This window comes from Clostridium sp. HBUAS56017 (assembly GCF_007115085.1).
GTDB classification, from domain to species: domain Bacteria; phylum Bacillota; class Clostridia; order Clostridiales; family Clostridiaceae; genus Clostridium; species Clostridium cibarium.
The window spans coordinates 26,293-40,207 of sequence record NZ_SULK01000005.1; the positions used below are offsets into that span (position 1 = coordinate 26,293).

At 31.3% G+C, this 13,915-nt stretch carries 8 protein-coding genes; 1 reads left to right on the plus strand and 7 read right to left on the minus strand.

Annotated elements, in window-relative coordinates:
* The 5 genes from FAY47_RS06330 to FAY47_RS06350 form a co-directional block, all read right to left on the minus strand.
* Positions 1–861: hypothetical protein (locus FAY47_RS06330; protein ID WP_185966749.1), on the minus strand; the 861-nt coding region annotated here is incomplete at its 3' end.
* A gap of 27 nt (positions 862–888) precedes the next feature.
* Positions 889–1,098 carry a hypothetical protein gene (locus FAY47_RS06335; RefSeq protein WP_143315802.1) on the minus strand — a complete coding sequence of 70 codons (210 nt, stop codon included), beginning with the start codon at positions 1,096–1,098 and terminating at the stop codon, positions 889–891.
* Between the two features lie 11 nt (positions 1,099–1,109).
* Positions 1,110–1,403: a hypothetical protein gene (locus FAY47_RS06340; RefSeq protein ID WP_143315804.1), complete on the minus strand. Its 294-nt coding sequence runs from the start codon at positions 1,401–1,403 to the stop codon at positions 1,110–1,112.
* Positions 1,404–2,093, minus strand: a complete 690-nt coding sequence (locus FAY47_RS06345; RefSeq protein ID WP_185966750.1) for a DUF4176 domain-containing protein — start codon at positions 2,091–2,093, stop codon at positions 1,404–1,406. It abuts the gene before it with no gap.
* A 208-nt stretch (positions 2,094–2,301) separates the two neighbouring features.
* On the minus strand, positions 2,302–3,894 hold the full coding sequence (locus FAY47_RS06350; RefSeq protein WP_143315808.1) for a peptide chain release factor 3: 1,593 nt from the start codon (positions 3,892–3,894) through the stop codon (positions 2,302–2,304).
* A gap of 246 nt (positions 3,895–4,140) precedes the next feature.
* Here FAY47_RS06350 and FAY47_RS06355 point away from each other — a divergent pair, with 246 nt between their 5' ends.
* The gene (locus FAY47_RS06355; RefSeq protein WP_143315809.1) at positions 4,141–4,371 is read left to right on the plus strand and encodes a hypothetical protein; all 231 of its coding nucleotides are present in this window, start codon (positions 4,141–4,143) and stop codon (positions 4,369–4,371) included.
* A 50-nt stretch (positions 4,372–4,421) separates the two neighbouring features.
* On the opposite strand, the gene FAY47_RS06360 is transcribed toward FAY47_RS06355, so the two are convergent.
* Positions 4,422–5,216, minus strand: coding sequence for an SGNH/GDSL hydrolase family protein (locus FAY47_RS06360; protein ID WP_143315811.1), 795 nt, complete (start codon positions 5,214–5,216; stop codon positions 4,422–4,424).
* A 167-nt stretch (positions 5,217–5,383) separates the two neighbouring features.
* Positions 5,384–13,771 carry a glucoamylase family protein gene (locus tag FAY47_RS06365; RefSeq protein WP_243129561.1) on the minus strand — a complete coding sequence of 2,796 codons (8,388 nt, stop codon included), beginning with the start codon at positions 13,769–13,771 and terminating at the stop codon, positions 5,384–5,386.
* Positions 13,772–13,915: the final 144 nt, after the last annotated feature.

A 13,915-nucleotide genomic window follows, 5' to 3' on the forward strand; every position in this document is an offset into this window, starting at 1 on the left:
GTCATCAAGGGTAGCCTTTATCATTTCGTTATCCTTATAAAAGTCTTCTTCTGCTCCCTTAAGCCAGTCTGGAGTATCTCCAGTTACCTTAGATATTACAACAGCTACGGCACCTACTGCATATACTGCAACACCTTTAACTAATTCAACTAGTCCTTTAATTAAATCTTCTACTGACTTAATCACTCCGTCTACGAAGTTTGCTACACCTTCATAAAAGTCTGTAATTCCATCAACTATTCTTTCCCATGTAGTCACGTATCTTGTATAGGTTTCATGGGCCCTACTGGCATAATTATTGTCCATCTCTTCATAAGGAACTACCTTGCTGTTAAATAGATTATTCATATAACCTATGTCAGAATCAAATCCACTCTTATATGAATCAATTATATCCCAAATTTCTTCTATTTTTCTATAATTTCTTTCTTGATTTTCTTTTTCTTCTTTACTGTCCGAGAAACTTGGAAAACTTCTATAAGTTGAAACATTATACCTTATAATTCCTATTCCAGTACAGGCACCTATTATTGACTGCATATTCCACCATATATCATCTCTGTCTACTCTCATAAGAGCCCCATAACTCATTGGATGTATTATTCCTGTCATTTCATCATGGAAACCACTAAAAAGTTTATATAAATCCTCTAGTTCTCCCTTGCAGGCACTTATATCACCTTTTAAGTCTTCATGCTTACTTATTAACGCTGCTACAGCTTCTCCGCTGTTTTCAGTTTCAAGCCTACTATTTATATTATTTAATGATTCTTCCATGGTTTCAATTGCTGATTTATATGTAGCTATCTTATCTCTTAAGTCTCCTATTATGGCGTAATTAACTTTGATATCACTTATCAAACCCTATCTCCCCTTTCCGCTAAGGTTTTAATCAAAGCTATAACTACTGATTTCACTAATCAAACTATCGCATTTTTGCACCATACTGTTTACAATCAAGGCAAAATCATTCTTAACATCTGCATTATCTAAATCCATGTCTTGAAAATTTTTAATAATTTGCTTTTTTTCTCTTTCTATTTCGTCTACATACTTTGAAACTAATCTCTCCGCATATGCTTTTTTATATCTACCCATATATCTATCACCTACTTCTTTAATTGTTCATTTTCTGCTATTTTAGCATCTGTTTCTCTAAAGGTTTCTACAAGTGCTAGTCCATATTCATGAAACTCCTGTATCTTTTTCAATAATTCAGGTGCTTTCGTATCAGCCATAGCTTCTAGAGTATCTTTTACTTTACTAATAAAATCTGAATTCATCCCACTTAAACTATCTTTAGCACTTTGAGCAAAATTATCTGAATATGGCTCAAAATCTCCTATAGCTGAATTTAATGTAGCTAAATCATTTGTTAATTCATCTACTTGTACTTTTATCATCTATGCACCCTCCACTTCTAATTTTTTCTCAAAATTTTCTCTTTCTTCTTCAGTAGAGAAGCCAAATGAATGCATCTTTTTATCTATTATTAATTCTTTCTTCATCAAATAGACATATGCATCTTCCTTCTCATCTGAATATCCTTTCTTTAGTACTTTATCTACTAACGCTGAAGTAAAATTAATTACCCTTGATTCATCTAAAAATCCTAGTGGATATACAATTCCTGCATAATGAAAAAAGGACTTAACATCATTATGGAAAATAAAACGATTAACTATGATTACTTGTGCACTCTTGATATCTTTTTTTCCTATGATTTTCTCTAAGTACTCCTTTTTCAACTCAACTGCAGTACCTAAAGGATAAATCTTTTCTACGATATCAATTAACCCAAATAAGACTTCTCTCATTTGTGCATAAGTAAATTCCATTTTACTTTCTTTAAAAATTAAAAGATGTTTGTCCTTTTCATTTATATATACGAGATCATTTATATTATCTCTACATGTATTCTCTTTCTCACAGATAGTTCTATTAATTTCATATAAAAAACTAATATCTCTACCAGAATAAGCACAACCTATTTCATAAAGTTGCTTTCTTTTATTATTATCTAAATATTCTAGTGTTTGCAACCATTCAGCTAATAACTTTTCAGTTAATTCTTTCTTATTTACATTAAGCATTCTAAATCTCCATCCATTCATTAAATTTTATTCTATCGTTTGCTTAATTGTAAATTTTAGGCTTCCCACACCTATTTCCCATTTTATCCATTTCATTCTATTTTGTAAATATATTCTGCAGTTTTTTCATATATTATCTACAAAATAAAAAGAGAGAATACATTCTCAATAAAATGTACCCTCTCTAATATCATAAACTATTGAATTATTATTCTGTCTTTCCAACACCAGATAAAACAATTCCATTATTATGCTCTAAAGCCCAGCTAATACCCCAGTCATTTTGGAATATTAAAAGATTTCTATCTTTAAGATCCTTAACCTTTCTAGTATCAGATGTAAGATTTAATGTATCTGGATCTAGTTCCTTATTTTCAATCCATCTTACATATCTATAAGGAAGTCTTTCCATCTTAATCTCAACATTGTATTCACTGTTAAGTCTATATTCTAAAACTTCAAATTGAAGAACACCTACAACTCCAACTATTATTTCTTCCATTCCTATATGAAGCTCTTTAAATACTTGGATTGCACCTTCTTGTGCTATTTGAGTAACACCTTTGATAAATTGTTTTCTCTTCATTGTATCAACCGGTCTAACTCTTGCAAAGTGTTCTGGTGCAAAGGCTGGTATTCCTTCAAACTTGAATTTATTTGATGGAGAACATAATGTATCACCTATAGAGAATATTCCTGGATCAAATACACCTATTATATCTCCAGCATAAGCTTCTTCAACTATTTCTCTATCTTGTGCCATAAATTGTTGCGGTTGTGCTAGCTTAAGCTTCTTTCCACCTTGCATATGCATAACTTCCATACCTTTATCAAACTTTCCTGAGCATATTCTCATAAAAGCAATTCTATCTCTATGAGCCTTATTCATGTTAGCTTGAATCTTAAATACAAAAGCTGAAAAATCTTTATCAAATGGATCTATCTCTCCAATGCTTGAATTTCTTGATAGAGGTGATGTTGTCATCTCTAAGAAATGTTCCAAAAATGGCTGAACACCAAAGTTAGTTAATGCAGAACCAAAGAATACTGGTGTAAGTTCTCCACTTCTAACCTTTTCTACATCAAACTCATCTCCAGCTATATCTAAAAGTTCGATATCTTCCATTAATTTATCATGAAGTGCTTCACCTAGGATTTCTCTAAACTTTTCATCTTCAACGTTTCCTTCAACAGTTTCAACTTCATTTTGACCATGATTTCCACCATTAAATACTATAATTCTATTATTATCTCTTTCATAGATTCCCTTAAAATCCTTACCTGAACCAATTGGCCAGTTCATTGGATAAGTCTTTATTCCAAGTTCATTTTCTATATCATCTAATAATTTAAATGGATCCTGCGCTTCTCTATCCATCTTATTTACAAGAGTAAATATAGGCATTTCTCTTAATGCACAAACATGGAATAGCTTTCTAGTTTGATCTTCCACACCTTTAGCTGCATCAACAACCATTACTGCTGAATCTGCCGCCATAAGAGTTCTATAAGTATCTTCTGAGAAATCCTGGTGCCCTGGAGTATCTAATATATTTATACAGTGACCATTATAATTAAACTGCATTACTGAAGAAGTAACTGAAATACCTCTTTGCTTTTCTATTTCCATCCAGTCTGAAACTGCATGTTTAGATGCTTTTCTTGCCTTAACTGAACCTGCAAGTCTTATTGCTCCTCCATATAATAAAAACTTTTCTGTCAAGGTAGTTTTACCAGCATCTGGGTGAGATATAATAGCAAAAGTTCTTCTTTTTTTAATTTCATCTATATAATCTGACAAAGTTATTTCCTCCTCTAATATATTTCTTTATTATAAAGTCTATAGCAAAAATTTAAATATCCATCCTCACCATTCCTTCTAGATAATATCTCTTTATTATACAATTTATTATTATACCATAAACATTGCTTTTTAGGCATATTAATATCCTATGATGTAGATTTTTAGTCTAAGCTTTAGACTACTTGTATTATTTTTTTTATTTTGAGAAAACTAAACCTATATATTTTAAAAGGAGGTATTAATATGGCTGACAAGAAAAAACCTTATTTACCATATGCAAGAACAAGTTATCATCCAAAACAAAATGAAATAAGAAGTTTTGCACCTAATGGTGATTCAACACCACTGGCCAATCCTGCAGTTGATCCAATAGTAGTTAACAATATAGCTAGCCAAGAGTTTGATTATACTGAAAGTCTAGCAAATGAGGGTGCTAATATACTACCTACTGAAGAAGAAGATAATTCAGACTAAAAAAATAGATAGACATAGCTTAAAGCTTTGTCTATCTTTTAAATTTCTACTTATTTTACTCCTGCTTTAATTATATTACCTACTGTTTGTGTATAAATTTGATATCCTTTGTCATTAGGTAAAGACCCATTAAGTAAAGTGGATTCTTGTGATGCTGATTCAGTAAACGCTTTTTTCATATCAGCACAAGTTAAATTGTTTTCAGCTGCTAGCTTTTGAATAGTCAATCTATATGTATTATCTAAAGCCAAAGTACTTGGCAATACTGGAATAATAGTAGCTTTAGGGCTCTTAGATTTTATCTCTGCCAATATATTGCTATAATTTGTCTTTGATTGGCTTGGATTAACTAATGTACTATTATCATTATGTCCAAAACATGTGATGACAAGATCATAGTTACTTATATCATTATTCTTAGCTACATTCACTCCAACAGTAGTTGATGCACCACTTTGCGCTAATGATTTTAATTCAACTTTACTGCCATATGTGTTTTGTATTAAGCTAGCTACTCCTTGATCCCAAATTCCATTATCTGAATTTCTTCCCTGACTCATAGCAAGTCCATCACCTAAAATCAACACTCTAACAGGTTGTTTTTCCTTAAGTTTTCCATAGAAATCAAGACTTTTTGTACTTTTATCTTCTACTGGTGGTTCTTGAGCTTTTACTTCTTTGGTATTTTTAGATTCTTCTTTTGAAGAATTAGTTAAAGACGCTACATATTCCTCTTTATTAATACTGTTTAATTTCCTATCCTTAATAATTCCTGCTGCAAGAACAAAAACCAAAATTAGTGCTAATGCACTTATAGTTATCAACCCTTTTTTGCTATTATTCAATCTAATTCACCGCCTTAATCAACTTTATTTTACACATTTTTTCTCTACATGTAAATATTTTTTGCATATGCAGTATCTAATTATAATTCCATCAAGGCCTCTATATATAATGTTTCAGGGTAAAGTTTCCATCTAAATCTTAAATGGTAACTTTACCCTGATAAATTTTAAGAAACTACAGCTGTAATTTGAAGCTTTCCTTTATCTCTTGGTATTAGCTTCGATGACATTTCTTCACCATTAATGATTATTTTATTTTTATCTCCTCTAATAACTTTAATTTCATATTCTTCTGTTTCATTACTTATATTAATTGTATATTCTCCCCACTCCTCAGGAATACATGGTTCTATTTTATATCCTTTACCTTCTACCTGCTTTAATCCTAAAATATCTTCAAGTCCTACCTTATACATCCATCCAGCAGTTCCAGTATACCAACTCCAGCCTCCTCTTCCACCATGAGGCTCTCTTATATATACATCTGCTGCCATAACATATGGTTCAACCTTGTATACTCCACATTCTAGTTCTGTATTAGTGTGATTTATAGGATTTATCATATTGTAATACCTTAGTGCCTTATCTCCAAGACCTAACTTGGTTAAAGCTAATATAACCCAAACTGCAGCATGAGTATATTGCCCTCCATTTTCTCTAACGCCAGCTACATATCCTTTTATATATCCTGGCTCTAACTTTGATTTTTCAAAAGGTGGAGTTAACAAAAGTATTAATCCCTTATCTTTCTTTACAAGATTTCTATCTACAGCCTCCATACTTTCAATTGCTCTTGTCTTTGAAGCAGCACCTGATATTAATGCCCAACTTTGTGCTAATGAATCAATTTGACATTCTTCATTTTCTCTTGAGCCAAGCGGTGTACCATCATCAAAGTATGCCCTTCTATACCATCCACCATCCCAGGCTTCTTTCTCTAAATTTTCTCTAATAAACTCTTTCTTATCTTTGAAATTTTCTTGTCTTTCTTTATCTTGCATATGCTTACATACATCATCAAAGTTATCTAAAATGGTATATAAAAACCATCCAAGCCACACGCTTTCACCTTTACCTTTATTTCCCACAGTGCTCATTCCATCATTCCAATCACCACTGCCCATTAATGGAATGTTATGCACTCCAAATTTTAGTCCCTGTTCTATTGCTTTTATACAATGCTCATATATGGACCCTTCTTTATTAGAGGTATTTACTATAGTATACCTTTCGTCTTCACCCTCTTTTAAAGGCTCATCTTCTAGATATTTTGCTTTTTCTTCTAATATAGAATAATCTCCTGTTCTCTTAATATATTCTGTTGTAACATAAGGTAACCATAGTAAATCATCTGAAAATCTTGTTCTTATACCGCTATTAATAACAGGATGCCACCAATGTTGTACATCCCCTTCTAAGTATTGCCTTGATGCACTTCTTATTATCTGCGCTTTTGTTATTTCATGGTTAATTATGCCAAGAGACATAGAATCTTGAAGTTGATCTCTAAATCCATAGGCTCCTCCTGATTGATAAAATGCTGTTCTACTTAAGTATCTACAACTATAGTTTTGATACAATAGCCATCCATTTAACAAATAATCCATTGATTTATCTTTTGTCTTTACTTGTATATTTCCTAGGAAATGTGCCCAATATTGTTTAACATTTTCTAATGAATTTACACATTCTTCTGCACTAGTATATTTTTTTATTTTTTCTTCTATACTTTCTGTAAGTTCTTCTTCACCAAATAATACAATTATCTCTTTCTTCTCTCCCGGTGATAACTTTAGCTTACTCTCTACTGCTAAACATGGATCATATACACTTCCAACTCTATTAGACAACTTTTTGTATTTTAATGCCTTTGCATTTGAAATATCTCCACTTACTCCTATAAACTCTTTTCTATCTCCAGTAAATGAAAGCTCTTCTCCTCCTAGTATTGTAAGATAAGCCTTCAACTTCCCAAAATATTTACTATAAGGATTTTCTCCCATTATATAATTATCCCCTAGTGATGTAGTTATATATCTAGCACTTTCATAATTTATTACTCCAAGAACAAGTTGCGCATAGTAATAAATCGAAAGATTTCTCTCTTTATCACAAAGATTTTCTAAAATAACCCTTTGAATTTTTAATTTTTCACCTTTAGGGCAAAATACCTGTTCTTCCCCCTTTATGCCATGACATGTATGGCTAAAGGTTGAATATCCAAAGGAGTGCCTTACAAGATACTCTCCAGCATCACGAACTGGTTTAGGAGTAATTGAAAAATATTTCCCACAATCATCATCTCTAATAAGAAGCGCTTCTCCAGGTGGATCTATAACCCAATCATTGCTCCATGGTGTTATCTTATTTTCTCTACTATTTCCACACCATGTATAGGAAGATCCAACTTCAGAAATATGGAATCCAAAATCCTCATTTGAAATAACATTTATCCAAGGAGCTGGAGTATTATTGAATTTGTCTAATTTAATAACATAGCTGCTATCCTTAGGATCAAATCCACCATACCCATTCCAAAAGTCTAATAAACTTGTATCAAAATGTTCTTCTTGTACATTTAATATTTCCTCTTCATGTACTTCAAGTAACTCTACGTTATTATCCATTGGTTTTTCTTTGTTTACATGAACCTTAATAAGATGAGAATCCATAAGTTCTTTATGTCTTAAAACTTGAGCTGACTCAACCTCCTCTAAATCTCTTATTTGAGTAATTATTGAACCTTTTCTGCTATCTACATAAAGTGCAGCTATTCCAATTATAAAATCTCTTATATCTTCTCCCATAGTAGCTTTATTGTGAAGAAATATTCCACCTGGCTTATTTAATGCTCCTGTTTCCTTTGAAAAATTAATTGCACCTAGTATATTTTTTTGTAATGGTTGTTCATAAGATGATTCTTCATCATTGTATATAAGCAAATCCACCTTTAATCCTTTGCTCTTCCAATAATAATGCATCTTAATCATGCCTCTTGCTAAATCCATATCATCTTCATCTTTAACTAATACCATGGCTATAGGTAAATCTCCAGAAATTCCATATGCCCATAAATCCTGCTGATTAAACTTTATATTTTTTATATAATCTTCTCTATCAGCTCTTCCACTATGAAGGAATAATATATATGAAGCTAGCCTCTGATATATATTTGCTTGTGCTGATTTTATTCCTAGCGACTTTAATTCAAGTTGAATTGCTCTGCTATAAGAGCTATATGCCTTCTCTAGTTTACTTATCTCCTCATATTTCTTAGCAATTTCTAGTGCTTCTTCCTTTGAATTAGTAGTTCCTGTAATATAGTAAACTTCCTTCTCTTCATTAGCTTCAAGTCTAATTCTAGCTCTTAAACTCATAATAGGATCTAATACTGTTCCTACTGTATTTAATAATGGAGCATCATTATCTAGAACTTTTGGAGATTTCAAACTTCTATTTCTTCCTATAAAATTAACCCTAGATGTTTCATATGTCACTGCTCCTTCTAACTCATGTGGAGAAATTATCTTATGAACTATATAAGGAACTACTCCATCCTTTACTCTTGCCCTTCTGCTTCCTAAAAGGCATGAATGTTCATCATCATATTCTGTTGAGATAAATAGATTAGAAAAACTAGGGTGAACAGCATCTCCTTGAAATGATTGGAGAGTTACTTCCATATAACTAGTTATCTCTACACTTCTGCCTTTTTCTCCTGTATTTTTAAGTATCAACTTTCTTATTTCCACATCATCTTCAGGTGCAACAACAATTTTAAGTTCACTTTCTATAGACCCATCTTTCCTCTTAAAAATTCCCTTATCAACAGTAAATTCTGCCGTATAACTTTCTCCAGAAGATCTACAAGGTTCATAAGTTGCACTCCAATAATCATTAGAATTTAAGTTTTTAATATAAATAAAATTCCCCAAATTATCTGAAGTGGTGTCTCCCTTCCATCGATACACTGACATACTGTCTTTCTTGCTATAACCACTTCCACTTAAAGTTACCATAGTTGAATAACTTCCATTAGATAATAGTAGTACCTCTGGATTTTCTCTTTTTGCTCCTTCATAAATCCTTGGAATAAAATCTTCTTTCTCTAAAGTTTTCTTCTTAGTTACTAAGTTTTCTTCCCTTTCAAAGGTTATCTTACTTGGAATCCTTTCTTTTAATAGCAGTTCTGTAGCCTTAACCTCTGGAATACTGTGGAACCTTTTTTGAAATATGTTATCATTAAGCGTATTATCTAAAGCCATTAGTGACATGCCTAAGTGATGTACCATATAGCATCTAACATCTTTCTTTGCAGCCCTACCTTCTGCTGTATCCATTTTACTTACTCTGCTCGGAGTGTAGTCTATAGCTTCTATAAATCCATATCTACCATATGTTCCTTTTTCCATTAGGCTTCTTAAATTTTGTATACCTTCATCCTTTGAGTAAGGTAATGTAATTAATGTAGAATATGGAGATATAACGAGCTCATCTTCAAGCCCCCTCTTAAGCCCAACTCCTGGAATTCCAAATGCTTTATACTGATAATTCTCTCCTAAATCAAATTGATAATATGCTGATTCTGAAATTCCCCAAGGAACTCCTTTTTTATTTGCAAATGCCTTTTGAGCATTAATTACTGACGAATAAGTCATACTGAATAAAGTATCTTTATAGCTTTTAATAATAAGTGGTGGCATAAAGTATTCAAACATAGTACCACTCCAAGATACTAGACTCTTCTCATTAAAAGCATCTGTCATAGCCCTACTTAAGTTAAACCAATGTTCTTTGGGAATTTGATTTAATGCTATTGTTATAAATGAAGTAGCTCTAGACTCTGAAGCTAATAAGTCATAGTATGAACTACCTAAGGATTTTTCTTCTAAGTTATACCCTATGGAAAACAAGCCTCTTTCCTCATTGTATAGAAACTTAAAATCCATTTCTTTCATTATTTTTTCTATCTTTTCAACTAAATTATCTATTCTTCCTGCAAATGATTTTAGTAAATTTATTTTTTCTTGAATAATAACTTTAATATCTTTTCCAGAAGAAACATATAAATCTTTTAAAAAGGATATTAATTCATCTAAAGAAGGACAGTTATTCTCATACTTTTCTAAAATAAATTTTTGGATTCCCTCAAATAGATATTCATAATAAGCTATTTTCAGCTTAATTTCTCTTTTTATCTTTTGAACCCAATAGATCTTTTCATTATCTTCTTCAGATAAATCTATTTCTTCTATAGTAGATAAAACATTTTCTAAAATATTAGAGTAATTCTCAAAACCTACTCCATTAAATTTTTCTGCAGCGAAACCTATAATTTTTAGGCTATCATTTATAGCATCTATCTCTTCTACTCTTATTAAAGGATTTCTTCTATATTCCACAAGTGTTTTTGAAATTATCCACAAATACCCTAGTAAATTACCACTATCCACAGTTGATATATATCTTGGCCACAGAGGAGTGCAATTTCTTGTGTCATACCAATTTAAATAATGTCCATTGTATTTCTCAAGCTTATCCATTCCATTTAAAATCAATTCAATCCTATCAACTACAGCACCAAAAGATAAATAGCCAAGATCATATGCAACTAAGTTACTAGTAAGTCCCATTCCTATATTGGTTGGGGATGTTCTATAGGCTACCCCTTTATATGGTTTTTCTTGATAATTATCAGGAGCTAAATAGTTATTTTCTTCATTTACGAAGTCCTCATAATATGCCCATATTCTCCTTGAGTTATCTCTTAAGAACTCTTTATCTTGTTTATTAACTTCATAAAACTCTTCTGGCTCTCTCTTGCTAATATAATATGCTATATAAGGACTTGCAATCCAAAGCAAGGCTACTGGTATGCTAAATAATGCAACCACAGGTCTAGCACCTAATGCCAAAACTAATATAATTATTCCTGCCAAGTAAGAAATCCACATTCTCTTAATATAAGCTTTTAGTGAATTATTAGTTGATTCTTCAACCTCTTCAGCTGTTTGCCATTGCAATAAATTTCTCTTTGAAATAAACAATCTATATAATGTTCTACAAATTCCATCAATCATCAGATATGCCTGGTATGGAATAAAACTAATTATAAGGATAACCTGCTCAAAGCTTTTAAATGTACCCATTGTTTTGTTTCTTGGTGTTACCACAAAATCTGTAACTGTAAAAACAACAGGAATAATAGCTCCTAAAAAGCAAAGCAAAACTATTTGACTTTCGCCTTTAAGGATTGTTAAGTTTAATATCATCGCAAGTAATAAATTTCTAGCAAGCATACTTCTTCTTAAGTTATCATAAATCTTCCACCTTGATAAAAGTGATATCTTAGAGGAAAAAAGCCATCTTAATAGCTGCCAATCCCCCCTAACCCACCTATGCAATCTCTTGCAGCTTGCTTCATAAGAAGAGGGATAATTGTCTACAACTTCTACATCTGTAACTAGTGCGCACCTAGTAAACGCCCCTTCTAAAAGGTCATGACTTAATACTGAATTTTCAGGAATCTCATCTTTTAGTATTCCATAAAAAACATCTATATCTATGATCCCTTTTCCTGTAAAGTTCCCTTCTCCAAACAAATCCTCATATGTTTCAGAATACGCTATTGAATATCCATCAATCCCACTCTGTCCTGCAAATATTCTTGAAAATGCAGTTTTGTTCTTACTTTCCAAGCTTATACTAACCTTAGGCTGCATAATTCCAAATCCACGCTCAACTTTTCTATTCTTCACTACCGCTCTATTTAATATATGAGCCATAGCTCCAACTAACCTATTAGCAGCATCTCTTGGAATAAATGTATCTGCATCTAATGTAATTATATATTTCGCTTCTTTTAAACAAGATATATCGCTACTTATTGTATTAAAAGTATGCCTATATCCCTTTAAAAGAGCCATAAATTCCATGAGTTTTCCTCTTTTTCTTTCTTTACCTATAAATGTCCCTTCTTTTGGATTAAACACTCTCTTTCTATTTAGAAAAAAGAAATGTTTATCTTCTGGGAAATACTTGGAATTTAGCCTTTCTGTCTCCTCCATTGCTGAATCAATTATCTCATCATCACTAGGTGATCTCTCTTCTTTGTAATCTTTAAAATCTCCTAGTAATACAAAATAAATATTTTTATCTTTATTCGCATGATAAGCAACTTCAAGTTGTTCCATTAGTTCTTTCGCCCTTGATTTTGTTGGTATTATAGCTGGTATCGCTATTATAGTTTTCTTATGATCCGGAATTCCCTCTACATAATTAAGTTTTGGAACAAATCTAATAGGAATTAACTTACTTACTGACCAATTTATTAATGCTACAACAATTTCATTAGCTGGTACAATCATTAACAATATTGATACCACCCACTGAAATGTTGTAAAATCAACTCCAAATAAGTAGCTTATACCTAGTACAATTGCTATAATTCCTACAGTTCCTAGAAAATTTAATGCTATGAACGTTATAGGTGAAATATTCTTATTTACTTTTACATTCTTATTTAATAATTTAACTAATTCTTCAACCCCGTCATCTATTAAATAATATCCGATATGACATTTACAATTGTTATTTTTATCTTCTTTTGCTATTAATGCTAAATTTAATGCCTTTTCTGTTAATGTAATTTCATCTACTTCAAGTTTCTTTGATAACACTTCAATTGTATGCCTATAATAATCTTTTGATTCAAAATCCATATTCTCATATATATTGTTTGGATCATTACATAAAATTTCTTCAACTTTAGAAGTTACCTTAAAGAACTTTCTCCAACTTATCCCTTCAATTTCTCTTAAGGAACTTATGCAAGTACTTATGGATTGCTCTATGGATGCTTCAACAAAATTGTTTTTTACAAAATCCTCTTCACTTTCTTTTGCCCCTGTTTTATTTTTTATAAATTTCCAAACTTTATCGTCTTCTATGGAATTATCTCTCAATGTTCTTTCTAATGATTCAAGAAACAATCCTGAGATCTTTTCATAACTTCTATCTAATTCTTCTAGAATTTCGTCAATTTTATTTTTGTTTTTCCCATCTATAATTCTGTAAGCCTCATACTTCCCCCTAATCTTCTCCTCTTGCGTTACTACAAGTTTCTTTGTGGTTTTAGAAAGTTTTATTATTATTGCAATTCTAAGCATAAGGGGGAAAGCCCATAACTCTCCTATTGTGAACCTTTCTTCCTTTCGATTTATAAATTCTATTACTTCTTTTTCTTTAACTACTCCTTCTTTTAATTTAACATATTCCTTTGCATATATTAAAATCCTTGGTATTTCGTTTATATTCGCCTTTTCAAACTTAGGAAGATTATCAAAATATGACATTGGCATATTTTCTTTGATGCTTTTATACTCTTTTTCTATCAGATATATATTATCAAGTAACCATTCTCCAGATCCTAAAACCTCTTCTTCCATATTTGATAATTCTTTTATGTACTTATAGTTTTCTTTTATTTGGGCAAATCCAAGCTTTAACTCTTGCAATACATGCCTTCTACAGTTTATAGTATCTCTTTTGCTCACTTATGCCAGCCTCCTTAGTTCACTAATTTATGCTTAGTTTTCCCAAAAAATCTAAAACTATAAACTTTCTTTTCTTATTACCACTTATTTACTCAAGAAACTATCTACATACATATATGTTAACCTTCTTATACAGATCTTTAT